Here is a 24,522-nt window from a genome sequence, read left to right as displayed (position 1 = left end):
AAAAAGGCTTGATTAGCCTTATCCTTTTCATTATGCAGTTGCGAGTTATTTGCAACATGGAGATAGGTATGTTTCGACTCACAATGCGTAAAGTGACTGCCGGCCTCGTGGGCAGCCTTTTATTATGCATGGCGACCGGCACCGCATTTGCTGCCGACAAGTTTAAAGCCGTAACGACCTTTACCGTTATTGCCGATATTGCCCGCAACGTAGCGGGGGACGCGGCCACGGTTGAATCCATCACCAAGCCGGGTGCGGAAATTCATGATTATCAGCCCACCCCGGGCGATCTCATCAAGGCGCAGGACGCAAATCTCATTTTGTGGAACGGCCTTAACCTGGAACGCTGGTTCGAAAAGTTCTTCTCGCGTCTTAAAGACGTGCCCAGCGCAGTCGTCTCGGATGGCGTCGATCCGATCGGGATCGCGGAAGGGCCTTATAGTGGCAAGCCCAATCCGCATGCGTGGATGTCTCCCACTTCCGCGCTGATTTACGTCGACAATATCCGCGATGCTTTTGTGAAATACGATCCGGACAATGCTGAAACCTACAAGGCCAATGCGGAAGACTACAAAGCGCAGATAAAGGCGGCGATCGACCCGATCCATGCGGAACTCGACGCGATCCCCGAGGATAAGCGCTGGCTGGTTACAAGCGAAGGCGCATTCTCGTATCTGGCGCGTGATTTCGGCCTCAAGGAGCTTTATCTCTGGCCGATCAATGCCGATCAGCAAGGCACTCCGCAACAGGTGCGCAAGGTCATCGACGCAGTCCGCGAGCATGGCATTACGGCGGTCTTCTCCGAGAGCACGGTTTCCGCTGCGCCCGCCGAGCAGGTGGCCCGGGAAACCGGTGCCAAATATGCCGGCGTTCTCTATGTGGATTCCCTTTCGGAGCCGGATGGACCTGTGCCAAACTATATCGATCTGCTGAAGGTTACCTCAAATACGATTGCGAAAGGTCTGCAACAATGAATGTTCCGGTAAATCATAACCGGAAAACTGCGGCTGCGCTTGATGAGAGCGCAGCCAGTGGTTTGTCTGTAGAAGATGCGACGGTCACTTATCGCAATGGTCATACGGCGTTGCGCAATGCCAGTTTTACAACGCCGACCGGAACGATTACCGCGCTGGTGGGCGTAAACGGCTCCGGCAAATCCACTTTGTTCAAGGCGATTATGGGTTTCGTCCGCCTCGCCAGGGGAGAAATATCGATCCTTGGCTTGTCGGTAAACGAGGCCTTGAAGAAAAATCTCGTTGCCTATGTGCCGCAGAGTGAGGAGGTCGACTGGAACTTTCCGGTGCTGGTTGAAGATGTGGTGATGATGGGGCGCTACGGCCATATGGGCATGATGCGCATTCCGCGCCGCGCCGATCACGAGGCGGTTGAAAATGCGCTGCGCCGCGTAAACATGCTCGATTTCCGCAAGCGCCAGATCGGAGAATTGTCCGGAGGGCAGAAGAAGCGTGTTTTTCTCGCCCGCGCACTGGCTCAGGATGGCCGTGTCATTCTTCTTGATGAGCCGTTTACCGGCGTGGACGTAAAGACGGAGGAAGCCATTGTCGTGCTGTTGCGCAGCCTGCGCGATGAAGGCCGCGTCATGCTGGTTTCCACGCATAATCTCGGCAGCGTGCCTGAATTCTGTGACCGCACGGTTTTGCTCAAGCATACGGTTCTGGCCTATGGCCCCACAGACGAGGTCTTCACCCAGGCCAATCTGGAAAAGACGTTTGGCGGCGTGCTGCGCCATCTCGTTATTGACGACACGACCAGGAAGAACCGCGCCGCAGTCGGCGTCATCACCGATGATGAACGTCCTTTCGTGCTCTACGAAAACAGGACTGAGGATCGCAAATAATGGCATATCTGCTGGAGCCCTTCAGCTATGGTTACATGCTCAACGCGATGTGGGTTTCGGCCCTTGTGGGCGGAGTATGCGCTTTCTTATCAGCCTATCTGATGCTCAAGGGCTGGTCCCTGATTGGCGACGCGCTTTCGCATGCGATCGTTCCCGGTGTCGCGGGTGCCTATATGCTCGGCCTGCCCTTCTCCATTGGCGCGTTTTTTTCCGGTGGACTTGCGGCTGCGGCAATGCTGTTTCTCAATCAGCGTACGAAGCTGAAAGAGGATGCAATCATCGGGCTGATTTTTACGTCCTTTTTCGGCCTCGGCCTGTTCATGATCTCATTGAAGCCGACCGCCGTCAGCATTCAGACTATCGTGCTTGGCAATATTCTGGCCATCACGCCGCAGGATACGCTGCAACTGGCCGTTATCGGATTCGTTACACTGGTCCTGCTGCTTCTCAAATGGAAAGACCTCATGGTGGTCTTCTTTGACGAAAGCCATGCCCGCTCCATCGGGTTGAAGACGACAGCGCTCAAGATCATGTTTTTCACCCTGCTGGCCGCCTGTACTGTGGCAGCGATGCAGACGGTGGGCGCTTTTCTGGTCATCTGCATGGTCGTGACGCCCGGTGCCGCCGCCTATTTGCTGACCGACCGTTTTTCGCGCCTGTTATGGATCGCCGTCATCATCGGCTCCGTCACTAGCTTCGCCGGTGCCTATATCAGCTATTTCCTTGACGGAGCCACGGGTGGGATCATCGTTGTGTTGCAGACCCTGATTTTTCTCGTCGTATTTTTCTTCGCTCCCAAGCACGGCATGATCGCTGCGCGGCGACGTGCAGCAATGGCTTTAAAGGAGGCGCAGCCGTGACATTTAGCGAAATGCTGTTCATGCCGTTTCAGTTCGAATTCATGCGCTATGCGTTTGCAATTTCTGTGCTGATTGCGATACCCACAGCGCTCCTTTCCTGTTTTCTGGTGCTCAAGGGCTGGTCATTGATGGGAGACGCCATCAGCCATGCCGTACTGCCGGGGGTCGTGATAGCCTATATTGTCGGCCTGCCCTTTGGCATTGGCGCATTTGTGGCCGGGCTGGCCTGTGCGCTTGCAACGGGTTTTCTCAAGGAAAACAGCCGCATCAAGCAGGACACGGTCATGGGCGTGGTGTTCTCGGGAATGTTCGGTCTGGGACTGGTGCTCTATGTCGCCGTCCGCTCCGACGTGCATCTCGACCATATTTTATTTGGCGACATGCTGGGTATTACCGCTGGCGATCTGGTCGAAACAGCCATTATCGCGGCCATAACCGCCGGAGTTCTTATCGTAAAATGGCGTGATTTCCTGCTTCACGCATTCGATCCGGCACAGGCGAGAGCTGTTGGACTGCGCGTGCGCCTGCTTCACTACGGGCTGCTGTGCCTGATCTCGCTAACCATTGTTGGCGTACTCAAGGCGGTTGGAATCATCCTTGCGATCTCAATGCTGATTGCGCCGGGCGCCATCGCCTATCTGCTGACGCGACAGTTCAGTATGATGATGCTGCTATCGGTCATTATTGCCGTTTTCTCGTCCTTTATGGGCGTTTATCTCTCGTTCTTTATCGACAGCGCTCCTGCCCCGACAATCGTATTGCTGATGACGATCATTTTCATCGCGGCATTCCTGTTTTCCTCATGGCGCACGGCAAGGGCCGAAGCGCAACACGAAATAAAGCAAGCCTGATTCAGAAGCGGTTCCACTGCAAGCGGAACCGCGCAAATTGCCCAGTCAGGCTTTCAGGAACCGCTCCGCCGCATAGGGGGCGGGATTGGTGAACGGCTTTTCGCCCGTCATCATTTCCGCGAGCAGACGACCGCTGGCGGGACCAAGCGTCAGCCCATGATGCGCATGGCCAAAATCGAACCACAGGCCCTTATGGCGGGGAGCCGGTCCGATGATTGGCCGCATGTCGGGCAAGCAGGGACGCAAGCCCAGCCAAGGCGATTTTTCAACCGGTGCACCCAGTTGCGGAATGAGGCGGCGGGCGATTTTTTCCGCGCGCGCGAGCTGAATACGGTTTGGAGGCGCATCAGGCGCGGCAAATTCAATGCCTGTCGAAAGCCTCACCCCCTGCACCATCGGCGCAAGAACATAGCCCGCTTCCTCGTCGAGTACGGTATGCCCAAGCCGTGCGCCATCCTTCATTTCAAAATGCAGATGATGCCCCCGCTTGATGGCCAGCGGGAAATCATAGCCCAGTTTCTGAAAGACCAGCCCGGACTGCGGGCCAAGGGCGACGACCACGTCGCGCGCCGGGACGATGCCTTCATCGGTCATCACCTGCCAGCGGCCATTATTCTGCGCAAGGGTCGCTGCATCGCCATGAACGAAGCTCCCCCCATTGCGGCGGAAGAGCTCCGCATAGGCTTGGACCAGACCGCCGGGATTAACGATCGTTTTGGGATCGAGCCAATGAATGCCGCCAGCGACCTTGCCCAGAGTAACTTCCTTTTGGCGGACGGCCTTCGCTTCCAGAACCTCATAGGAAAGGTTGAAACGCTGCAACTGCGGCAAGCGCTCGATGGCTCTCTCAAGTGCGGCCTGATTGCGGAAGACCTCCAGCCAGCCCTGATTGCGAACCAGCTTTTCACATCCTGCCTGCGCGACAAGCGCATCATGTTCGTTCACACTGGCTTCAATCAGCGGCAGCATGGCTTCGGTGGCGATCTTCAGCCCTTCAGGCGATGACTGCCGCCAATATTGCACCAGCCAGCGGGCTATGTGCGGCACATAAAGCGGATCATAGCGGACATCGGTACGCCGGTTTAAACCATAGCGAAGCAGCTTGCCAAAACCGCGCGGAAATGAATAGGGAATGACGCTGGAGCGTTCGATCAGCCCTGCATTGCCGAAGCTCGTGCCTTGTCCGGGTTCTCCGCGGTCGATCAGGCAGACGGAGCGCCCTCTCGCCTGCAAGTGAAGAGCGGCAGAAACCCCGACAATCCCTGCGCCCAGAACGATGACATCTTCTTGTCGCATGATCTTCCCGCCAGCCCCCGAAATAAAACAGCACACCGGCCATGGACCAATGTGCTGTTGCATACAGCAAAGAACAAGGTTCTTTACAAGCGATCAATAGATGTCGAAATCGAAATATTTCTTCACAATCGTCGCGTAGGTGCCATCCTCGCGGATTTTCTTGATGGCGGCATTGAACTGCTCACGCAGATCATCGTCACCCTGACGAAGCGCGATAGCCGTATCTGTCTGTGTCCCCGGAATATCGCCGAGCATCTTGCAGCAATCCGCGCCATCACCCTTGGCCCAGTCGGAGATCGGGAACTTGTCCGACACGACGGCATCGAGGCGTCCGCTTTTAAGATCGGCATTGGCTTCGTCGGCGGTCGGGTAAAGTTTGACCTCCGCACCGGCCTTGCCATAAACATCTTCGGCATAGGCACTCTGCGTCGTCGAGCCTTGCGCTCCGATGGTTTTGCCCGCAAAGGCGGCAGCGTCAACCGAGGTAATGGGGCTGTCTTTCGGCACGACCACGGAAAGCGGCGTTGAATAATATTTATCGGTAAAAGCGACCTGCTTCTTGCGCTCTTCGGTAATGCTCATGGATGCGACGACGGCATCGAACTTGTTGGCCTGAAGGCCCGGAATCATACCGTCCCAATCATTGGCGACGATCTCGCATTTCGCTTCCATCGCATCGCAAAGCGCCCGGGCGATTTCAACATCCAGCCCTTGCAGCGAACCATCCGCTGCAACGAAATTAAACGGCGGATAAGCCCCTTCCGTCGCAATACGGATTTCCTTCCATTCCTTTGCCTGCGCCGGAAATGCGGCCAGCACGGTTGCGACGCCTGCAAACAGGATAGATTTCAGCATGATGTTCCCCTTGTTGTTGCCTCTGTGATGCAGGGTTTGCCCCTGTCTTTATCTTGTGAGCCTATACTCAAGCACCGGGCGGCTTTTCCTTCAAGTGAAAGTTGAAGCCGCCCGATGATCATTTCGCATCAATATATATCGAAATCGAAGTACTTCTTGCGAATCGTGTCGTACGTGCCGTCTTCGCGAATTTTCTTGATGGCCGCATTGAACTGTTCGCGCAGATCATCGTCACCCTGACGCAAGGCAACCGAAATCTGCGTTTCGGAACCGGGAATATCGCCCAGGAACTTGCAGCAATCCGCGCCTGCGCCGTTTTTCAGCCAGTCGGCGGCAAGAAACTTATCGGCTGCGATGGCATCGAGACGACCGCTTTCAAGATCGGCATTGGCCTCGTCCGCCGTTGGATAGAGCCGGACATCCGCACCAGCCTTGCCATATACATCGTCGGCATAATTGCCCTGCGTAGTCCCCGCCTGCGCGCCAACCGTCTTGCCGTCGAAGGCGGATGGTTCGAGCGAGGCAATATCGCTGTCATTGGGCACCACGACCGCCAGCGGCGTCGTGTAATAGCGATCCGTGAACGCCACCTGCTTTGCGCGTTCTTCCGTGATCGCCATCGATGCAATGACTGCGTCGAACTTGTTGGCCTGAAGGCCGGGGATCATACCGTCCCAATCATTGGCGACGATCTCGCATTTTGCTTCCATCGCATCGCAAAGGGCCTGCGCAATATCCAGATCGAAACCGATCAGCTTCCCCTCGGGAGACATATAATTGAAGGGCGGATAAGCCCCTTCGCTGGCGATACGGATTTCTTTCCATTCCTTTGCCTGCACCGGCAGGGCGAGAACGGTAGCGGCCAAGCCGGCCAGCAGAAATGATTTCAACATGATTTTCCCGTTTCTTGATTTTACGTGGCGCTTTCGTTGCACCTCGAACGCATGGTTTCAACCAAAAATTTGGCCGAAATCCAAACGACCCATGCAAATGCAAAATTCCGCTGCGCCAGAGGCGCAACGGAACAATCCATCTCAGCCTGCTAAGATCAGGCGACCAGACGCGTGCACTGGTCGGTCTGCGCATAGGCCTTGCCAAAACGGTTGGCGAGGAACTTTTCAAGCGTGATGTCTTCCTGACGCACGAAGCCCGCCTGTGGAAGATCGCCCTTGGCGAGCATGTCGAGAACGGCGCAGATCGCCGAGGCGGTCGTGATCTGGATACCCGAGCGCACGATCTTGCCCACCTGATTGGCATAGACCTTGTTTGCGTAGGTTTCCTGAACCAGACGGCCATTCTTCGTGCCCGAAACCGTGACGAAAATCACCACCACGTCCTGAATGGTGGACGGCAATGCGTTTTCAAAAATGTCCTTGAGCACTTCACGGCGATGGCGCAGGCCAAGATCATTGAGCAGGGCCTTCATCAAGGCCACATGGCCCGGATAGCGGATGGTGCGGTAATTGAGCGTGCGTACCTTGCCGTCGAGCGTTTCGCACAAGGTGCCCAGTCCGCCGGATGTGTTGAAGGCTTCATAGGTTACGCCGTCAAGCGAGAATTCTTCGCGCTCTTCAAGCGCCGGAACCTTGGTCAGCTTGCCGTTTACAATGGCTTCGCATGGCTCGATATATTCATTGATCAGCCCGTCGGTGCTCCAGGTCAGATTGTAGTTGAGCGCATTGGACGGGTATTGCGGCAGGGCGCCAACGCGCATGCGCACGCTGTCGAGCGCATCGAAACGCTTTGCAAGGTCATAGGCGACAATCGAGATGAAGCCGGGAGCCAGACCGCATTGCGGAATGAACGCCGTCTTGGAATCCTGGGCCAGTTCGATGACCCGCTTGGTGCTGGCCACGTCTTCGGTCAGGTCCAGATAATGAACGCCGGTCTTGGCGGCAGCTTCCGCAATAAGGGTCGTAAGCTGGAACGGCGCGGCGCTGAGCACTGCGAATTTTCCTGCGAGCACGGCTTCCAGCGCTGCGGCATCCTTGATGTCGAGAGCCTGGGTCTTGACGGTCGCGGAAGTTTCAAGCGCATCGAGCTGCGCCTGCGCACGGTCTACGACAGTGACGGCATAGTCGCCCGTTTCGGCCAGAAGGTCGGCAATGGTCGCCCCGATTTTGCCTGCGCCAACAACAACGATCTCTTTCATTTCTTTCCCTTTTGGAATGTAATTCAGATACATAAGAGTCGCACAAATTTCGGCGAAAAGAAGCATTCAAACCGACGATTTCACGTTGTATATCTGTACAGAATGACGTAACTAATAGTTATTATGACGACAAATGCTGATCTTGCCCTGATTGCCCTCCTGCGTGAGAATGCGCGCGCTTCAACCTCCGACCTTGCGAGACGTCTTGGCGTATCGAGAACGACGGTGCAAAGCCGGCTCGAAAAGCTGGAAAAACGCGGGGTGATTGAAGGTTATACGGTGCGGATCGCGCCAGAATTCGAGCGTGATCTGGTGCGCGCGCATGTGCTGGTTACAGCATTGCCGAAATTCGCGCCCCGGCTTGAAAATGCCCTGCGGGGCCTCATGGCCGTGCGCACCTTGCATTCGGTCAGCGGCCATTTCGATATGATCGTGGTGGTGGAGGCGCCATCCATCAAGGAGCTGGATGATATTCTCGACAGGATCGGCGCACTGGAAGGCGTCGAGCGGACCATGTCCTCGATCATTCTCTCGACGCGCATCGACCGGTAAGCTATCAGGCTGAATTTCCCTAAAACAACAGGGCAATCCGGTAAACGATAAAGGATGCGGCATAAGCGAGGGCGAGCATGTAGCCGAAACTCAGCCACATCCAGCGCGCTCCCCCGGCTTCGCGGCGTATCACCGCAAGCGTGGCAGTGCATTGCGGCGCAAAAATATACCATGCCAGAAATGACAGGGCCGTCGGCAATGTCCAGTTCTGCGCAAGCGCCTGCCCTACCTGCAACGCCGCATCGGCACCGCCCTGAATGGAATAGACCGTTCCCAGTGCCGCCACCACCACTTCGCGCGCGGCCATGCCGGGAATGAGCGCCACGCTCATCTGCCAGCTAAAGCCAATGGGCGCGAGCAGCGGTTCAATGAGTTTGCCAACCATGGCGGCCAGACTATAAAAAATCGCAGGCTCGGTTGCGTCGGCGGGGGGCTGCGGAAACGAGGCCAGAAACCAGATGAGTATGCTCATCATGAAGATCGTGGTTCCAGCGCGGTGCAGGAACATTTTGGCGCGCATGAGCAGGTCGATGAGCACATTGCGCAAACGCGGCAACTTGTAGTCGGGCAGTTCCAGCATGAAAGGCGGTGTCGCTTCATGCCGCCAGAACAACAGCCGCGCCAGTAGCGACATAACAAGCGCGCTGGCGATGCCAGCAGCATAAAGGCCGAACATGACCAGCCCTTGCAGGCTGAGAAAGCCCGCTATCCGCCGCGCCGGAATGAAGGCGGATATGATGAGTGTATAGACCGGAATTCGAGCCGGACAGGTCATCAGGGGTGCGACCAGAATAGTCGTCATGCGATCACGACGATTATCGATGACGCGCGCCGCCATGATGCCGGGGATTGCGCAGGCAAAGCTTGAGAGCAGCGGAATGAAAGCACGCCCATGCAGGCCGACGCCGCCCATCAGCCGGTCCATCAGAAAGGCCGCGCGCGCCATATAGCCCAGATCCTCCAGCAGCAGGATGAACAGGAACATGATGAGTATCTGCGGCAGAAAGACGATGACGCTGCCGACCCCGGCGATGACGCCATCGACCAGAAAGCTCTGGAGAATTCCGGGGGCGATCCCTTGCTGTATCCATTCCCCGAGCGTATCGAACCCCGTGGAAATCAGGTCCATGACCGGCTGCGCCCAGTCGAAAACCGCCTGAAACATGAAAAACAGCAAAACCAGAAGAAATATCAGCCCGCCCGCCGGATGGAGCAAAACCTGATCGATGCGATTTGTCAGCGTATCGGGCTTGGGTGGATAATGGACCGTTTCTGCGATCAGCCGATCGGCCTGACGCTGGGCTGCGCGCAAATCGGAAACAGAAGGTTCGGTCCAGCTGTTTTCCGGTTCACCTGAAAGGCCTGATCGAGACAGGCTGTCAAGCGCCTGCCATAAATCGCCCATCAGGGCGCGCCGTACGGCGCTGGCGCAGACAACGGGAATTCCAAGCAGTTGGGAAAGTCTCTGCGTATCGATCACGATGCCGCGATGCCGCGCTATATCGATCATATTGAGGACCAGCAATAACGGTTGTCCTGTCTGGCGCAATTCGAGCACCAGCCGTAACGCCGCGCGCAGATTGGTCGCATCGGCAACAGCGAGCAGCAGGTCGCATTGCATAGTCCCGCTTTTTCGATTCAGCACCACATCGCGGGTGATTTCTTCATCGGGACTGCGGGCGCGCAAGGAATAGGTTCCGGGCAGATCGATGATTTCCAGTGCATGCCCGCCGGGCGTGAAGGCCATGCCGGTTTTTCGCTCGACGGTAACACCCGCATAGTTGCCGACTTTCTGCCGGCTTCCGGTCAGGGCGTTGAAAAGGGCCGTCTTACCGCAATTGGGTGCACCGACCAGTGCGAGGCGGCGAATTTTCGGGCGAGTGAAATCGAGCATGACAAGGACTTTCATGGACCAGAATAGCCATGGCTTCATTCCGCCGGAGAGCCACTGTCGTCCCGCTCACATTGACCGCGATCGGATCCCGCCCGATCGGACCTTCATGCAATATGGATATTTCCGCGCCTTCGATAAAACCAAGCTCAAGCAGGCGGCGTTCGATTTCTTCGGGTTTCAGGCTGGAAGACACGTTGGAAACGTCAATGCAATGAATGAAGCCATGATAGCCACATGGAGCCATTCCCAATTGTGCCAGTGTCATTTGACTTTGCTCGGCAGGCAATGGTGAGCTCCATTTGACATTTAAATATAGTTGGATAGCAAAATATTTTTATTACCTAACCCAAAAACTCAACAACGAAAACACCAACAAAGCGGGAGGTTATAAGCTATAAGTCAATAATCTGTTCGCCCCGGCTGGAGCGGACGATCAGTCATCCATTGCCGACAAATTCAAACCTGTCCACATCGACAAGCCCGCGATCCGTGATCTTGAGATGCGGGATAACCGGCAAGGCGACAAAGGCCAGTTGCAGGAACGGCTCTTCCAGCACAGAGCCGAGTTCTTCCGCTGCATGACGAAGCCCGCGCAGTTGCTCGCGCACGATTTCATAAGGCTCAATGCTCATCAGCCCGGCGATAGGCAGCGGCATTTCGGCGAGCACCTCGCCATCACGCACGACCACAAATCCGCCTTCAATCTTGCCCAGTCGGTTGACTGCAACGGCAATATCCTCGTCGGACACGCCAACCACGCAGATATTGTGGCTGTCATGGCTGACGGTCGAGGCAATTGCGCCTGCTTTCAAACCAAAACCATGCACGAAGCCGGTCGCGATATTGCCATTCCTGCCGTGGCGCTCCACCACAGCGATTTTGACCACATCGCGTTCGAGATCGGGTTCCACCCCGTGCGGGCCGGTTTCAAGGTCGAATTCGAGGCTTTCGGTAATAATCTTGCCCGGGATAATCCCGATTGCCCGCGTCCTGCCGCTATTGGATTGGGAGCGAAAGTTCGATGCCTGCACCAACGGCGCTTTCATGCTGTTGCGTCCGACCGGGGCAATCTGTTTGCGGCTTGCAAAGAGTTCTTCCGAAACCACCCTGCCCGCTGAAATCACGATCTGCGCATGACAGCCTTCAAGGCTATCGATCACCACCAGATCGGCACGCTGCCCCGGAGCGACAAGACCGCGATCAAACAGTCCAAAAGCGCGCGCCGCCGAAATGCTCGCTGCGCGATAGATCGCGATGGGCTCGACCCCACCGGCAATTGCAGTGCGGATCAGGTAATCGAGATGGCCCTGATCAGCAATGTCGAGCGGGTTCCGGTCATCGGTGCAAAGGGCCAGAAACTGCGCGTGGCGTTCTGTGATGATCGGCATCAATGCATGCAGATCTTTGGATACCGAGCCTTCGCGCACCAGAACATGCATGCCCTTGCGCATTTTTTCGAGCGCTTCCTCAGCGCTCGTCGCTTCGTGTTCGGTGCGAATGCCCGCTGCAATATAGCCATTGAGTTCATAACCGCGCAAAAGCGGTGCGTGGCCGTCAATATGCCGCCCCTGAAAGGCATCAAGCTTGGCCATGCATTCGGGGTCCTTGGCAAGAACACCCGGAAAATTCATGAATTCGGCGAGGCCAATAACCTTGGGGTGATCGGCAAAGGGCAGAAGATCGCCAATCAGTAGTTCCGCGCCGGATGTTTCCATATGCGTGGCGGGCACACAGCTTGAAAGCTGCACGCGAATATCCATGATGGTTTCAAGAGCACTGTCGAGAAAATACCGGATTCCTTCGGTGCCGAGCACATTGGCGATTTCATGCGGGTCGCAGATGGCGGTTGTCACGCCCTGCGGCAAGACGCAACGGTCGAACTCATGCGGTGTGATATTGGAGGATTCGATATGCAGATGCGTATCGATGAATCCCGGCACGACGATGCGCCCCGAAATATCGATTTCCTGCTTGCCGCGATAGGTTCCGAAAGTGCCGACGATGCGGTCGCCGCAAATGGCAATATCGCTTTCGACCAGCTCGCCGGTCACAAGATCAAAAAAGCGCCCGCCCTTGAGTACAAGATCGGCAGGCTCCCGCCCCGCCCCCTGATCGATCATCTGTTCCAGCATCTGCTCGCTCCATCTCATGTGGAATCAATTAGAGCATTTCCGGCAAAAGACTGAAACGATTTTATTATTTCCACCGGTCTTACGGATTTTGCAGAGCCAGATCGAAAACATGGTGGTGGATATGGCCCTCGAACATTTCCATCAGGCCCCTGGTCGCTTCGCGGCTTTCATAGCGCACAGGCGATTCCAGCGCCTGCGCCAGTGCTTCGCGGCTTTCATAGACGGTCCACAAGACCATGGGATAGGCCGGAGCGCCCTCGTCGCGCTCTACCGCATAAAGGACGCGGACTTCCCTGATGCCGGGGAATTTGAGCCACATGGGCATCAATATTTCCGATACATAGGTCTTGAATGCATCCTCGCTCCCGGCATGGATACGGCCTTCAAAAAAAGCTTGTCTGACGATCATCGGAGTGTCTCAATTGACTTTGGTGGGCGGCACATCGCCCGCAAAATAGGCTTTCAGATTGGAGAGGACGAGTTCACCCATGCCGATGCGTGTCTCGAAGGTGGCGCTGCCCTGATGCGGCATCAACACCGTGTTGGGCGCGGTAAGGAACGCCTCGCGGATCACCGGTTCGTTGACGAAGACATCAAGCCCCGCTCCCGCAATCGTGCCCTTGTCAAGCGCTGCCAGCAATGCATCCTCATCGATCACGCTGCCGCGCGCGACATTGACGATGATGCCCTTGCTGCCAAGGGCCGCAAGCACGTCCGCATTGACGATATTCTGCGTCTGCGCATTAGCGGCAACGCAGACGACAAGCACATCGCTGTTGTGTGCAAGCTCAATCGGAGAGGCATGTGCGGTCCAGTTGCAGCCTGAAACGGGAGAGCGGTTCCAGTAATGAACGCTCATGCCGAAAGCTTCCGCGCGTTTGGCAACCGCCTTGCCGATCTGTCCCAGACCGAGAATGCCGACGCGCTTGCCCTTGGGGCTGGTTCCAAGCGGAAATGCCTTGCGTTGCGCCCATTCGCCATTGCGAACGAACCGGTCGCCTTGGGGAAGGTGACGCAGAACGGCGAGCATCAGCGCAATGCCTGTATCGGCCACATCATCGGTGAGGACACCGGGCGTCGTGCTGACATGCACATTGCGGCTGCGGGAAAAATCGAGATCGACCTTATCGGTCCCCACCCCATTGATGGCGATCAGGCCGAGCGAAGGAAGCCTTTCGATCCACTCATTGGAAAGCCCCGCACCGCCGCCCGTGACAACAGCGCGGATTGCGCCGAGCGCCGCCTCGATGGCCGGCTTTTCATCCGCCTTATAGAGCCGGTGCACCTTATAGGCGGCATCGAGCTGCTCCTCGATTTGCGGCATCATCGGTTCCACGAGCAGAATTTCGTGCGTCACTTTAAGCTCCATCGCCAGATTACTGGTTACTATCAGGAAATCTGCCCGATAAAGGCGCGGGTTCTCTCGTGCTTGGGATTGTCGAAGAACTCGTCCGGCGCTGCCATTTCGAGAATGGAACCCTGATCCATGAAGATCACCCGGTCGGCAACCTGCCGCGCAAAGCCCATTTCGTGGGTCACGCAGAGCATGGTCATGCCTTCCTTGGCGAGATCGATCATCGTGTCGAGCACTTCCTTGACCATTTCGGGATCGAGCGCCGAGGTCGGTTCGTCGAACAGCATGATCTTGGGATTCATGCATAGCGCACGTGCAATCGCCACACGCTGCTGCTGGCCGCCAGAAAGCTGCGCCGGGTATTTATCCGCCTGTTCGGGAATACGAACGCGCTCAAGATATTTGCGCGCCGTCTTTTCGGCTTCCGCCTGAGAAAGACCGCGCACCTTCATCGGTGCAAGCGTGCAGTTTTCCAGAACCGTCATATGCGGAAACAGATTGAACTGCTGGAAAACCATGCCGGTTTCCTGACGCACAATATCGACATTCTTGCTGCTCGCGGTCAGGTCGAGACCGTCGACGACGATGCGGCCGTTCTGAATGGTTTCAAGCTGGTTGATGCAACGGATGAGCGTCGATTTACCCGAGCCGGAAGGCCCGCAGATAACGATGCGTTCGCCGCGTGCGACGGTGAGATTGACATCGCGCAATGCGTGATAGGTGCCATACCACTTGTTGACACCTTCCATCAGCACTGCGGGACCGGAAGCTTCTGGCCGCTGCGCTTTATTCTGAGCCGTCTGGTTCATGATGAGAAACTTCCTTCCCTCATTTCAAATTGGGTCCATGTCCGGGCGGTCCCGGACATGGAAATTTCGTTCTTATTTTGCGTCTGCCACGAAATCAGGCAGCGGCGAGCCGAGCCATTTTTCGTGAATCTTGTTGAGTTCGCCGTCGCCTTTCACTTTTTCAAGGAACTTGTTGACGAATTCGAGCATCTCCGTGGAGCCTTTCTTCACGGCGATACCCTGAACCTGCTGGCTCAACTGGATTTTCTGGTCATAACGACCGGGAGCAGCCTTCTCGATTTCCGCCGCAACGACGTTGGAAAGACCGATCAGGTCGACCTGCCCGGAGAGCAGGGCCTGCACGGCGCTGGCGTCATCATCAAAACGACGGATGGTCGCGTCGGATGGGGCGAAGTTGGTTACGGCCGTATCCTGCGTGCTGGCACGCGCCACGCCGATGCTTTTGCCCGAAAGATCTTCCGCTTTGGTGACGGTGGCATCCTTGGGGCCGACGATGCCGATGGAAATACCCGCATATGGCTGCGAGAAATCCACGTTCTTTGCGCGCTCTTCGGTAATGCCCAGCGAGGCGACCAGCACATCGACCTGTCCGCTTTGCAGATATGGAATACGGTTGGGGCCGGTCACTGGAACGATCTTGGCTTCGACGCCCAGTTCCTTGGCGAGAAGCTTCGCAACATCGGCATCATAGCCGTCAGGCTCGTTGCTGGTGTTCATGATGCCGAAAGGCGGGAAATCGACCAGCATGCCGATCTTGACCTCACCTGCGGACTTGATGCCTTCGACCGTCTGGGCGAAGGCCGCAGGTGCAAAGGCTGTTGCCAGCGCGCTTGCGCCGATCAGAGTTCCCGCTCCGATAAGGGCCATACGTCTGGTAAAATTCATGTTCTTTCCTTCCCTGATTAGGCCGGGCTCCCGCCGGCGATAAATCTCGTCAAATCCCCGATTAACGGGTTGTTGCACGAGAAAACCTTGCTTCCATACGGCGCGCGAGAATCGACAGCGGCCAGCACAGGATGAAATAAATCGCCGCCACGGTTCCGAACACCATGAAGGGGCTGAATGTCGCATTGTTGATGATCTGCCCCTGCCGGGTCAGTTCGGTAAAGCCGATAATGGCTGCAAGCGACGTGCCCTTGATCAGCTGCACCAGGAAACCCACGGTCGGCGCAACGGCAATCCGGCTTGCCTGCGGCAGGATCACGTAGCGCATGCGGTTAAAATAGCGAAGTCCCAGAGCGGTCGCGGCTTCTTTCTGTCCCGGCGGCACCGCCTCGATACAGCCGCGCCAGATCTCGCCCAGAAACGCGCTGGCATGCAACGTCAGCGCAATCGTCGCCGCAATCCAGGGGTTGATGCCAAAACCGAAGATGTTGAGGCCGAAAAACACCAGGAAAAGCTGCATGAGGAGCGGCGTTCCCTGAAAAAGCCGGATAAAGCCAAGCGCGATATAACGCGGCAGACGCGCATCCGAAACACGCATGAGCGCGACAAGGATTCCGCCCAGTCCGCCGCCGGCGAAGGCCAGCGCCGAAAGCGCGATGGTCCACTGCGCTGCGTAGACGATGATGAGAAACTCGTTCCAGCCAAAAGGTCTGATCATGATGCGCTCCTATCGGCTCAGGGGATATTTGAATGCCATCTTTTCGATGATCGCGAAAATCGCTGAAAAGCCGATGGACATGACGAGGTAAAGAAGCGTGATGACGATATAGACTTCGAAACTGGCGAAGGTGGCTGATTGCAGATCATTGCCTGCGGAAGCAAGCTCATTGGCGGAAATCACCGAAACCACGCTCGATGTCAGCATCAGGTAGATGAACTGGCTGGTCAGCGACGGATAGACCGTGCGCAGCGCAGGCTTCATCACGATATAGCGGAAAACCTGCAATTTCGAAAGGCCGAGCGCCGTCCCCGCCTCCATCTGCCCCCGATGAATGGATTCGATACCGGCGCGGATGATTTCCGTGCCGTAAGCGCCAAAGTTGATGACCAGGGCCAGCAATGCCGCGCTGTTGGGCGAAAGCCGCAGGCCGAGCGAAGGCAGGCCGAAAAAGATGAAGAAAATCTGCACCAGAAAGGGTGTGTTGCGAATGATCTCGACATAAGCATCGATGACCCAGCGCAGCGGCTTCGGACCGGATGTCTTGCCCCAGGCACAAACGATCGAGACGATCAGGCCAACCAGCATCGCGACACAGGATAGCTGGATCGTCTGCCACGCACCGACCAGCAACTTGTCCATTGATGCAAACACTGGTGCAAAATTGAAATTATACAAGTGTTGTGACTCCTAGCATGGATCTGGCCAATCCCTTCAAGGATCGAATTTAGATCGATCTAAAACGCTCAGGGCGGTCAGTCAATACGCAATAGGCGATTTCTGAATTAGATAGTAAAAGCATCAACAGGTCCACAGGACTGCCGAATTTTCAGATAAGTCTTGCTGACAATTTGTTGCGGGGCGCGATGGGGTTTCGCGATGCGCTGCAATAAAAGACGCGCCGCATTCTGCCCGACCGTGGTGGGTCTGCTCGAAACGGATGTCAGTCTGGGCCGCGTGGCCTCAGCGTCCGAAACGTCGTCGAAACCGACCAGCGAGAAATCCTGCCCGATCACGCGGCCACTGTCGTAAAGCCCTGCGGCAAGTCCCAGGGCGATCACATCGTTGAAGCAGATTGTGGCAGTGGGTGTCTTCCGTTCGAATAAAAGCGGCACCGCACTGGCGATGTCGGGCATTGCCATCGGAACCCGCACGATCAGATCAGGATCGAGGCCGCGCTCCAGCATCGCGCCCCGGAACCCCTCGATGCGCTCGCGATACGCGGAATGAACGGGTCCATGCACGGCAAAGGCAATCTCCCGGTGGCCCAGCGAGGCGAGGTAATCGACCGCCTGCTGCATGCCTCCGGCATAATCCACGCCGGCATAATCCAGCCGGTCCGTTACCTGACGCAGGACCTGCACAACCGGCAATCCCCAATCGGAAATCTGCTCGATGCATTCGGCCTGCGTTTCCGCAGTCAAGGACGCGATGATGCCGTCCACCCCATGCTCGCGCATCCGTTGCAGCAACAGGCTCTGGCGCGAGAACTGCTCGCCGCTATTGGCGAGAATCACCGCCATCCCCGTTTCGCCGACCACGCTGTCTATGCCTGACAGAAGCTCACCATAAAAAGGATTGCCAAGCGTGGGGACGATCACCCCGACCGTATTGGAACGTTCGGCGCGCAGGCTGGCCGCGCCCATATTGTAGATATAGCCCAGTTCGTGAAGAACCCGCTCGACCTTTGCGCGCGTTGCCTCGCTCACGAGCGGGCTTTTGCGCACAACGAGAGAAACCGTCGCGCGCGAAACATTTGCATGGCGTGCGACATCCAGCAGCGTAACCCTGCTTTTCCTGTGATCGTCTGCGCTCATTTTCCTCCCCGCATGATTATTTTTCATCGGGCAATCCTGTTCGGTTTCAAAGGGATGAAACAAAACAGGCCCGTCGGGATTTATGCGATATATCAGTGAAGACGCACTTATCGGTCAACATTGTCTTTAATCGTGTAGCCGCCAGATCAGCCACATAATTCAAATCTATCCACATAATCCTTCATTATTATCGATTCTTTTTCGTTTTTTTTCATTTTAACCGCTACCGTTTTCGCATTTATTCTGCCATTGAAGAAATTGAAGGTTGATCCTTCGTCAAAAATTGCATTCATATAGTGCAATAATAAAATGCCGATGCCCGGACCGCAGGGACAATGCATATCGTCCTTGATGTTCAGGCAATCTCATCTTCGAGGAGGAAACATGCTTACCCGTCTGATTACGACTTCAGCGCTTACCGGCGCACTGGCCCTCACCATCGGTTCGCAGGCTTTCGCCCAGACGGAACTGGCATGGTGGCACGGCATGACCGGCGCCAACAATGAAATGATCAATGAACTCACCAACGAGTTCAATGAAAGCCAGAGCGAATACAAGATCGTACCGGTTTACAAGGGCAGCTATCCCGAAACGCTGAATGCCGGTATTGCCGCATTCCGTTCCAAGCAGCCGCCTGCAATCATTCAGGTGTTCGATGCAGGCAGCGGCGTGATGATGGCGGCGGAAGGCGCGGTCGTTCCCGCAGCCGAAGTGCTCGAAAAGGGCGGCTACAAGTTCGACAAGTCGCAATATCTGCCCGGTATCGTGGCATATTATTCAAAGCCCGACGGCACCATGCTGTCCTTCCCCTACAATTCCTCTTCGCCGATCCTTTATTACAACAAGGACGCCTTCAAGAAGGCTGGCCTCGATGAAAACACGCCGCCAAAGACCTGGCCGGAAGTGTTTGAGGCTGCAAAGAAAATCAAGGCCAGCGGCGCTTCGCAATGTGGCTTTACCTCGACCTGGCTGACCTGGATCCAGACCGAAAATTTTGCGGCCTGGAACAATGTTCCCTATGGCACCAATGAAAACGGGCTTGGTGGCACGGACGTAAAGCTTGAAATCAACTCGCCGCTTTATATCGAGCATTTTCAGGCGATCGCCGATCTCGCCAAGGATGACACCTTCCGTTATGGCGGGCGCACTTCCGAGGCCAAGCAGCTCTTTACCTCCGGCGAATGCGCCATGCTGACCGAATCGTCCGGCGGCCTTGGCGATGTGGTGAAATCCGGCATTAATTACGGCATCGGCCAACTGCCCTATTATGAAGGTCATGGTCCGCAGAACACGATTCCGGGTGGCGCCAGCCTATGGGTATTCGCAGGTCTGAGCGACGATCAGTACAAAGGCGTCGCCGAGTTCTTCAACTTCCTTTCCCAGACCAAGATTCAGGTCAAGTTGCACGAAAAATCAGGTTATCTGCCGGTAACGATGGCGGCCTATGAGGAAACGAAGAAGTCGGATTTCTATGAGAAGAATCCGGGCCGTGAAACGCCGATCCTTCAGATGATGGGCAAGGCGCCGACCGAGAACTCCAAGGGCGTACGCCTCGTCAACCTGCCGCAGGTTCGCGACATTCTCAATGAAGAATTCGAGGCCATGCTCGGCGGCAAGCAGGATGCGAAAACCGCGCTTGAGAATGGCGTCAAGCGCGCCAATGAAGCTATCGCAGCCGCTCAATAACGGAATGAATTAAAACATGCCGCCTGATGCCAAAATCAGGCGGCTTTGTTGTCCGCGAGGAAGCCATCCGTGCAGAAAGTCATATTTCCAAATAAGATATTGCCCTATTTCCTGCTTGCGCCACAAATCATCCTGACGGTGGTTTTCTTTTTCTGGCCGGCTAGTCAGGCAATCTATCAGTCGTTTTTACGCGAAGACGCCTTCGGACTAAGATCAACCTTTGTCGGGCTGTCCAACTTCACAACCATATTGAGCGACCCTAATTATCTGCATTCCGTCAAGATAACGATTGTCTTCAATGTGCTGACTGCATTGCTGGCGATGGGCGTCGCATTATTACTTGCGACCTCCGCCGACCGGGTCATACGCGGCAAGACATTCTATCGTACATTGCTCATCTGGCCCTATGCCGTCGCGCCGGCGGTTGCAGGCATGCTGTGGCTCTTCATGTTCAATCCGGCAATGGGAACGCTGGCCTATATCCTGCGCCGCAATGGTTTTGCGTGGGATCCACTGCTTGATGGCAATCAGGCCATGGGGCTGGTGGTCGTTGCCGCTGCATGGAAACAGATTTCCTATAATTTCCTGTTCTTTGTCGCAGGCTTGCAGGCTATTCCCAAATCATTGATCGAAGCCGCTGCCATTGACGGTGCGCGCGGCGCGCGCCGATTCTGGACCATCATGTTTCCGCTGCTTGCGCCCACCACATTCTTCCTGCTCGTGGTCAATACGGTCTATGCCTTCTTCGATACGTTCGGCATCATTCATGCCGTCACCGGCGGCGGTCCGGCCAAGGCGACCGAAACGCTGGTCTACAAGGTTTATAATGACGGGTTCGTCAATCTCAACCTTGGCTCCTCTTCCGCCCAGTCGGTTATCCTGATGATTATCGTGATCGCCCTGACCGCCTTCCAGTTCCGCTTCATCGAGAAGCGGGTGCATTATTCGTGATGAGGCGAAGATGATTGAAAAACGCCCGATCTCAAACTTGCTGGCGCATCTGATCCTCGTCATCGGGATCATCATCGTCGCCTTCCCGATTTATTACACCTATGTCGCTTCGACCATGACCTCTGGCGAAATCATTCGCCCGCCAATTTCGCTGCTGCCCGGCAGTCACATGATCGAAAATTATAAGGAGGCGATTTTTGGCGGTGTCGAGCGCACCGTCGGGGTGAGCCTCGAACGGTTGCTTTGGAATTCATTCGTCGTCGCCATGGTGATCGCTATCGGCAAGATCATCATTTCCTTCATGTCGGCCTTCGCGATCGTGTTCTTTCGCTTTCCCTTCCGCATGTTCTTCTTCTGGATGATCTTCGTCACACTCATGCTTCCGGTGGAAGTGCGCATATTGCCGACCTACAAGGTCATCGTCGATCTTGGCATGATCGATACCTATGCCGGGCTTACGCTGCCGCTTATCGCGTCTGCCACGGCGACTTTCCTGTTTCGGCAGTTTTTCCTGACCATTCCGGGCGAACTGGTCGAAGCCGCACGCATGGACAATGCCGGTCCGCTTCGCTTCATGCGCGATATTCTGCTGCCGCTTTCGAAGACGAATATCGCTGCCCTTTTCGTCATTCTCTTCATTTATGGATGGACCCAATATCTCTGGCCGCTGCTCGTCACCAATGACGCACAGATGAATACCATCATCATCGGCCTGCGCCGTATGGTGGATTTCGCCGATGCCTCCACGCCGTGGAATTATGTGATGGTGACGGCTATTCTGGCCATTTTGCCGCCAATCCTCGTCGTGGTGCTGATGCAGCGCTGGTTCGTCAAAGGTCTCGTTGAAACGGAAAAATAATGAGCAAGATCGTTCTTGATAATGTCCGCAAGAGCTATGGCGGCAATGTCGACGTCATTAAAGGCGTTTCGCTGGAAATCCAGGATGGGGAATTCGTCGTTCTGGTCGGTCCGTCCGGCTGCGGAAAATCGACGCTTCTTCGCATGATCGCGGGGCTTGAAGGCATCAGCGCAGGCACCATTGCCATCGGCGAACGCGTGGTAAACGATGTGGAACCGGCCCATCGCGACATCGCCATGGTCTTCCAGAATTATGCGCTTTATCCGCATATGTCGGTGCGCGACAACCTCGCCTATGGGCTGAAAAACCGTAAGACAGCGAAAGACGAGATCGAACGCCGCATAACAAAAGCCGCAAAAGCGCTGGAAATAGAGCCGTTTCTTGAACGCAAGCCACGGCAATTGTCCGGCGGGCAACGCCAGCGTGTCGCGATGGGGCGTGCTATCGTACGCGAACCGGCTGCTTTTCTTTTCGATGAACCCCTTTCCAATCTCGACGCCAAATTGCGCGTGCAGATGCGGGTGGAAATCAAGCGCCTGCAACGCTCGCTGGGGACGACGAGCGTCTATGTCACCCATGACCAGATGGAAGCCATGACCATGGCCGACCGGCTGGTGGTGCTGAATGCAGGCCATATCGAGCAGGTCGGCACGCCGATTGAACTTTATGAAAAACCGGCAACGACTTTCGTCGCGACATTCATCGGCTCGCCATCCATGAACCTGTTCGAAGGCGGTCAGTCCGCAGCATGGCAACCGGGCCGTGCCGTCACCCTGCCCTCCGGGGATAAGTTCAGCCTGGGCATACGCCCGGAGGATATTCGCATTCTGGAAGAAGGCGATGCTGCCGAAGACGGCTTCAATGCCCAGGCCCGCATCGACGCCATCGAACTTATCGGGGCCGAAAGCTATATTCACAGCACGCTGCCTGATGGCAAGCCGCTGATCTTCCGGGTTGCGGGCCGCGCAGGCCATAATGTGGATGAAGTGGTCAGAATCGGCGCATCGGCGCGCAACATTCATATATTCGATGCAAATGGGAAGCGTGTCAGCGCCTGACTGTCGAAAATCCGTAACGGGAGCGCTCAGGAGCGGTCCCGCTTTTTTCTCCATGCGACATATGCATATGCGCTTGAATAGTTGTTTTATGCCTCATGCTTATGCGCTACACAATGCGGAACAGTTTCTCTCCATATTTCCAGACTGGGGATTCCGCGTTTCATGACCCATCAGCAGATATTGTCCTTTGCAGTCATCATTCTCATGATGGGGGCATTTATCTGGGGGCGGTTTCGCTACGACGTGGTCGCACTCTGCGCCCTTCTTCTTGCGGTTGCCGTTGGCGTCGTGCCTTATGATCAGGCTTTCACCGGCTTTAGCGACGATATTGTCATCATCGTCGGCAGCGCTTTGGTGGTCAGTGCAGGCGTTGCCCGCTCCGGTCTGATGCAGGAAGCGGTGCAGCGGTTTCTGCCCGACATCAACAGTCTCCGGCTGCAACTGGCGGTGCTCGTCGCCATCGTCACCATTCTTTCCGCTTTCGTGAAAAACGTCGGCGCACTGGCGATCATGATCCCGGTCGCCTTTCAGTTTGCGCGCCGGTCCAATGTTTCCCCTTCGACATTCCTTATGCCCATGGCATTCGGAGCGCTTCTGGGCGGATTGATGACGCAGGTCGGCACCTCGCCCAATATCGTGGTATCCCGCATTCGCGGAGAGCTGGTCGGCGAACCTTTCACCATGTTCGACTTCACCCCGGTTGGCGCCGTGCTGGCGGTGGTGGGCCTGATCTATCTGACCGGGTTCTATTGGCTCGTGCCGCAGCGAAGCCGGGGCAACGTCTCGCTCAATGAAGCGATCAAGATCAAGAATTACGCTTCGGAAGCCCGCATTCCCAAGGGTTCGCCAGTCGTTGGCAAGCGCGTCACCGATCTCATCAAGCCTTCTGAGGGCGAAGCGATGGTGATGGCGATCATCCGCAAGAAACAGCGCATGACGCCGCTTCCCGACACCGTTCTTGCGGAAGGCGATGTGGTGCTGCTCGAAGGCGATCCCAAGGCGCTCGATCTCGTTATCAATTCGGGCAAGCTGACCCTGAACGAAAACCGCAATCCTTCGGATACGAGCGGGTCGACCGACATTGAGGTCGTGGAATCGGTCATTGGGAAAAACTCGCGGCTCATCGGGCTGACTGCGCAAAAACTTGAGCTTTATGCCCGCTATGACGTCAACCTTCTTGCGGTCAGCCGCCCCGGAGAACGCATCACCGAACGGCCCAGCGAAGTGACCCTGCGTTTTGGCGATGTGGTCGTTCTGCAAGGGCGGCAGGCCAAGCTTTCGACCTTTCTCCCCGAATTCGAACTGTTGCCGCTTGCCCGCCGCAAGCTGATGCTGGGCAGTGTCAGGCGCGGCCTGATTCCATTGGCGATACTCATTGCAGCCGTTATTGCCACTGCTTTCAGCATTCTTCCCGTTGCCATCGCCTTTTTCGCTGCCGCCGTCGCGATGCTCCTGTTCAGGGTTATTCCCCTTAACGAAGTCTATGATGAAATCGACGGCCCCATTCTGGTGATGCTCGCCGCCCTTATTCCCGTCTCCGACGCTTTACGCGTCACGGGCGGCACGGATCTGATCGCAGAAGGGCTTGCCGGGATCGGCACTCAACTGCCGCCCGCAGGCGCTCTGGCGCTTATCCTCATAGCTGCGATGATCGTCACGCCCTTCCTCAATAATGCGGCAACCGTGCTGGTCATGGCGCCGATTGCAACAAGCTTTGCGACCGGGCTTGGCTTTCGGCCGGAGGCGTTCTTGATGGCGGTCGCCATCGGCGCGGGGTGTGATTTCCTCACCCCTATCGGCCATCAGTGCAATACATTGGTCATGGGGCCGGGCGGGTATAAGTTCGCCGATTATCCGCGGCTTGGATTCCCGCTTTCAGTTCTCATCGCGCTGGTCAGCGTACCGACACTCATCTTCTTCTGGCCGCTGCAATAA

General features: G+C 56.1%; 24 protein-coding genes. 10 read left to right on the top strand and 14 right to left on the bottom strand.

The window, feature by feature from the left end; all coding sequences use genetic code 11:
- Positions 1-128: 128 nt before the first annotated feature.
- From DKP76_RS06180 to DKP76_RS06165, 4 genes are read left to right on the top strand one after another with little or no spacing between them, the layout of a single operon-like run.
- Complete coding sequence (locus DKP76_RS06180) at positions 129-974, top strand: metal ABC transporter substrate-binding protein (RefSeq protein WP_245410183.1); 846 nt, start codon at positions 129-131, stop codon at positions 972-974.
- Entirely contained in the window at positions 971-1,858 is an 888-nt protein-coding gene (locus tag DKP76_RS06175) for a manganese/iron ABC transporter ATP-binding protein (protein WP_109705563.1), read from the top strand. The genes DKP76_RS06180 and DKP76_RS06175 overlap by 4 nt, the downstream gene beginning before the upstream one ends.
- A complete protein-coding gene (locus DKP76_RS06170) occupies positions 1,858-2,718 on the top strand; it encodes a metal ABC transporter permease (RefSeq protein WP_109705562.1) in 861 nt (286 codons plus the stop codon). The genes DKP76_RS06175 and DKP76_RS06170 overlap by 1 nt, the downstream gene beginning before the upstream one ends.
- Positions 2,719-2,729: 11 nt before the next feature.
- The gene (locus DKP76_RS06165) at positions 2,730-3,569 is read left to right on the top strand and encodes a metal ABC transporter permease (RefSeq protein ID WP_109705866.1); all 840 of its coding nucleotides are present in this window, start codon (positions 2,730-2,732) and stop codon (positions 3,567-3,569) included.
- Between the two features lie 45 nt (positions 3,570-3,614).
- Here DKP76_RS06165 and DKP76_RS06160 read toward each other — a convergent pair whose 3' ends face one another.
- The 4 genes from DKP76_RS06160 to DKP76_RS06145 all read right to left on the bottom strand — a co-directional run bounded on the left by DKP76_RS06160 (position 3,615) and on the right by DKP76_RS06145 (position 7,872).
- The gene (locus DKP76_RS06160; RefSeq protein ID WP_109705561.1) at positions 3,615-4,865 is read right to left on the bottom strand and encodes an NAD(P)/FAD-dependent oxidoreductase; all 1,251 of its coding nucleotides are present in this window, start codon (positions 4,863-4,865) and stop codon (positions 3,615-3,617) included.
- A 93-nt stretch (positions 4,866-4,958) separates the two neighbouring features.
- Positions 4,959-5,720, bottom strand: a complete 762-nt coding sequence (locus tag DKP76_RS06155) for an ABC transporter substrate-binding protein (RefSeq protein ID WP_109705560.1) — start codon at positions 5,718-5,720, stop codon at positions 4,959-4,961.
- 128 nt (positions 5,721-5,848) lie between these two features.
- The gene (locus DKP76_RS06150) at positions 5,849-6,613 is read right to left on the bottom strand and encodes an ABC transporter substrate-binding protein (RefSeq protein WP_109705559.1); all 765 of its coding nucleotides are present in this window, start codon (positions 6,611-6,613) and stop codon (positions 5,849-5,851) included.
- A gap of 155 nt (positions 6,614-6,768) precedes the next feature.
- On the bottom strand, positions 6,769-7,872 hold the full coding sequence (locus DKP76_RS06145; RefSeq protein WP_109705865.1) for a saccharopine dehydrogenase family protein: 1,104 nt from the start codon (positions 7,870-7,872) through the stop codon (positions 6,769-6,771).
- Between the two features lie 123 nt (positions 7,873-7,995).
- Between DKP76_RS06145 and DKP76_RS06140 the strand changes: the two genes are divergently transcribed.
- Positions 7,996-8,424 (top strand): Lrp/AsnC family transcriptional regulator, encoded by a 429-nt coding sequence (locus DKP76_RS06140; RefSeq protein ID WP_109705558.1) that lies wholly within the window; start codon positions 7,996-7,998, stop codon positions 8,422-8,424.
- Positions 8,425-8,443: 19 nt separating this feature from the next.
- Here DKP76_RS06140 and feoB read toward each other — a convergent pair whose 3' ends face one another.
- From feoB to DKP76_RS06090, 10 genes are all read right to left on the bottom strand, one after another.
- Positions 8,444-10,318 carry a ferrous iron transporter B gene (gene feoB, locus DKP76_RS06135; RefSeq protein ID WP_425349368.1) on the bottom strand — a complete coding sequence of 625 codons (1,875 nt, stop codon included), beginning with the start codon at positions 10,316-10,318 and terminating at the stop codon, positions 8,444-8,446.
- Positions 10,254-10,583: a FeoA family protein gene (locus DKP76_RS06130; RefSeq protein ID WP_109705556.1), complete on the bottom strand. Its 330-nt coding sequence runs from the start codon at positions 10,581-10,583 to the stop codon at positions 10,254-10,256. Before DKP76_RS06130 ends, feoB begins: the two co-directional genes overlap by 65 nt.
- 172 nt (positions 10,584-10,755) lie before the next feature.
- A complete protein-coding gene (gene ade / locus DKP76_RS06125; protein WP_425349367.1) occupies positions 10,756-12,468 on the bottom strand; it encodes an adenine deaminase in 1,713 nt (570 codons plus the stop codon).
- A 61-nt stretch (positions 12,469-12,529) separates the two neighbouring features.
- Positions 12,530-12,859 carry an EthD domain-containing protein gene (locus tag DKP76_RS06120; protein ID WP_109705554.1) on the bottom strand — a complete coding sequence of 110 codons (330 nt, stop codon included), beginning with the start codon at positions 12,857-12,859 and terminating at the stop codon, positions 12,530-12,532.
- Between the two features lie 9 nt (positions 12,860-12,868).
- Positions 12,869-13,819 (bottom strand): 2-hydroxyacid dehydrogenase, encoded by a 951-nt coding sequence (locus tag DKP76_RS06115; RefSeq protein WP_109705553.1) that lies wholly within the window; start codon positions 13,817-13,819, stop codon positions 12,869-12,871.
- Between the two features lie 20 nt (positions 13,820-13,839).
- Positions 13,840-14,613, bottom strand: coding sequence for an amino acid ABC transporter ATP-binding protein (locus tag DKP76_RS06110; RefSeq protein ID WP_109705552.1), 774 nt, complete (start codon positions 14,611-14,613; stop codon positions 13,840-13,842).
- A gap of 72 nt (positions 14,614-14,685) precedes the next feature.
- The gene (locus DKP76_RS06105; protein ID WP_109705551.1) at positions 14,686-15,498 is read right to left on the bottom strand and encodes a transporter substrate-binding domain-containing protein; all 813 of its coding nucleotides are present in this window, start codon (positions 15,496-15,498) and stop codon (positions 14,686-14,688) included.
- A 61-nt stretch (positions 15,499-15,559) separates the two neighbouring features.
- Complete coding sequence (locus DKP76_RS06100; protein WP_109705550.1) at positions 15,560-16,216, bottom strand: amino acid ABC transporter permease; 657 nt, start codon at positions 16,214-16,216, stop codon at positions 15,560-15,562.
- Between the two features lie 9 nt (positions 16,217-16,225).
- A complete protein-coding gene (locus DKP76_RS06095) occupies positions 16,226-16,894 on the bottom strand; it encodes an amino acid ABC transporter permease (RefSeq protein ID WP_109705549.1) in 669 nt (222 codons plus the stop codon).
- Positions 16,895-17,001: 107 nt separating this feature from the next.
- Positions 17,002-18,033: a LacI family DNA-binding transcriptional regulator gene (locus tag DKP76_RS06090; RefSeq protein ID WP_109705548.1), complete on the bottom strand. Its 1,032-nt coding sequence runs from the start codon at positions 18,031-18,033 to the stop codon at positions 17,002-17,004.
- A 384-nt stretch (positions 18,034-18,417) separates the two neighbouring features.
- Here DKP76_RS06090 and ugpB point away from each other — a divergent pair, with 384 nt between their 5' ends.
- The 5 genes from ugpB (at position 18,418) to DKP76_RS06065 (ending at position 24,522) form a co-directional block, all read left to right on the top strand.
- Positions 18,418-19,719 (top strand): sn-glycerol-3-phosphate ABC transporter substrate-binding protein UgpB, encoded by a 1,302-nt coding sequence (gene ugpB / locus DKP76_RS06085; RefSeq protein WP_199224758.1) that lies wholly within the window; start codon positions 18,418-18,420, stop codon positions 19,717-19,719.
- Positions 19,720-19,788: 69 nt separating this feature from the next.
- The gene (ugpA, locus tag DKP76_RS06080; RefSeq protein ID WP_109705547.1) at positions 19,789-20,670 is read left to right on the top strand and encodes a sn-glycerol-3-phosphate ABC transporter permease UgpA; all 882 of its coding nucleotides are present in this window, start codon (positions 19,789-19,791) and stop codon (positions 20,668-20,670) included.
- A gap of 10 nt (positions 20,671-20,680) precedes the next feature.
- The gene (gene ugpE / locus DKP76_RS06075; protein ID WP_109705546.1) at positions 20,681-21,529 is read left to right on the top strand and encodes a sn-glycerol-3-phosphate ABC transporter permease UgpE; all 849 of its coding nucleotides are present in this window, start codon (positions 20,681-20,683) and stop codon (positions 21,527-21,529) included.
- Positions 21,529-22,587, top strand: a complete 1,059-nt coding sequence (locus DKP76_RS06070) for a sn-glycerol-3-phosphate import ATP-binding protein UgpC (protein ID WP_109705545.1) — start codon at positions 21,529-21,531, stop codon at positions 22,585-22,587. Before ugpE ends, DKP76_RS06070 begins: the two co-directional genes overlap by 1 nt.
- 162 nt (positions 22,588-22,749) lie before the next feature.
- Positions 22,750-24,522, top strand: coding sequence for an SLC13 family permease (locus tag DKP76_RS06065; protein ID WP_109705544.1), 1,773 nt, complete (start codon positions 22,750-22,752; stop codon positions 24,520-24,522).

This window comes from Falsochrobactrum shanghaiense (assembly GCF_003149535.1).
Lineage (GTDB): Bacteria > Pseudomonadota > Alphaproteobacteria > Rhizobiales > Rhizobiaceae > Brucella > Brucella shanghaiense.
Note: the sequence above shows the minus strand (reverse complement) of the source record. Positions and strands in the feature narration are given on the sequence as shown.

Excerpts from the sequence above, each read along its gene's own strand:
- DKP76_RS06180 (WP_245410183.1), top strand. The coding sequence starts at position 129 with ATGGCGACCGGCACCGCATTTGCTGCCGACAAGTTTAAAGCCGTAACG.
- DKP76_RS06175 (WP_109705563.1), top strand. The coding sequence starts at position 971 with ATGAATGTTCCGGTAAATCATAACCGGAAAACTGCGGCTGCGCTTGAT.
- DKP76_RS06170 (WP_109705562.1), top strand. The coding sequence starts at position 1,858 with ATGGCATATCTGCTGGAGCCCTTCAGCTATGGTTACATGCTCAACGCG.
- DKP76_RS06165 (WP_109705866.1), top strand. The coding sequence starts at position 2,730 with ATGCTGTTCATGCCGTTTCAGTTCGAATTCATGCGCTATGCGTTTGCA.
- DKP76_RS06160 (WP_109705561.1), bottom strand. The coding sequence starts at position 4,865 with ATGCGACAAGAAGATGTCATCGTTCTGGGCGCAGGGATTGTCGGGGTT.
- DKP76_RS06155 (WP_109705560.1), bottom strand. The coding sequence starts at position 5,720 with ATGCTGAAATCTATCCTGTTTGCAGGCGTCGCAACCGTGCTGGCCGCA.
- DKP76_RS06150 (WP_109705559.1), bottom strand. The coding sequence starts at position 6,613 with ATGTTGAAATCATTTCTGCTGGCCGGCTTGGCCGCTACCGTTCTCGCC.
- DKP76_RS06145 (WP_109705865.1), bottom strand. The coding sequence starts at position 7,872 with ATGAAAGAGATCGTTGTTGTTGGCGCAGGCAAAATCGGGGCGACCATT.
- DKP76_RS06140 (WP_109705558.1), top strand. The coding sequence starts at position 7,996 with ATGACGACAAATGCTGATCTTGCCCTGATTGCCCTCCTGCGTGAGAAT.
- feoB (WP_425349368.1), bottom strand. The coding sequence starts at position 10,318 with ATGCTCGATTTCACTCGCCCGAAAATTCGCCGCCTCGCACTGGTCGGT.
- DKP76_RS06130 (WP_109705556.1), bottom strand. The coding sequence starts at position 10,583 with ATGACACTGGCACAATTGGGAATGGCTCCATGTGGCTATCATGGCTTC.
- ade (WP_425349367.1), bottom strand. The coding sequence starts at position 12,468 with ATGAGATGGAGCGAGCAGATGCTGGAACAGATGATCGATCAGGGGGCG.
- DKP76_RS06120 (WP_109705554.1), bottom strand. The coding sequence starts at position 12,859 with ATGATCGTCAGACAAGCTTTTTTTGAAGGCCGTATCCATGCCGGGAGC.
- DKP76_RS06115 (WP_109705553.1), bottom strand. The coding sequence starts at position 13,819 with ATGGAGCTTAAAGTGACGCACGAAATTCTGCTCGTGGAACCGATGATG.
- DKP76_RS06110 (WP_109705552.1), bottom strand. The coding sequence starts at position 14,613 with ATGAACCAGACGGCTCAGAATAAAGCGCAGCGGCCAGAAGCTTCCGGT.
- DKP76_RS06105 (WP_109705551.1), bottom strand. The coding sequence starts at position 15,498 with ATGAATTTTACCAGACGTATGGCCCTTATCGGAGCGGGAACTCTGATC.
- DKP76_RS06100 (WP_109705550.1), bottom strand. The coding sequence starts at position 16,216 with ATGATCAGACCTTTTGGCTGGAACGAGTTTCTCATCATCGTCTACGCA.
- DKP76_RS06090 (WP_109705548.1), bottom strand. The coding sequence starts at position 18,033 with ATGAGCGCAGACGATCACAGGAAAAGCAGGGTTACGCTGCTGGATGTC.
- ugpB (WP_199224758.1), top strand. The coding sequence starts at position 18,418 with ATGCTTACCCGTCTGATTACGACTTCAGCGCTTACCGGCGCACTGGCC.
- ugpE (WP_109705546.1), top strand. The coding sequence starts at position 20,681 with ATGATTGAAAAACGCCCGATCTCAAACTTGCTGGCGCATCTGATCCTC.
- DKP76_RS06070 (WP_109705545.1), top strand. The coding sequence starts at position 21,529 with ATGAGCAAGATCGTTCTTGATAATGTCCGCAAGAGCTATGGCGGCAAT.
- DKP76_RS06065 (WP_109705544.1), top strand. The coding sequence starts at position 22,750 with ATGACCCATCAGCAGATATTGTCCTTTGCAGTCATCATTCTCATGATG.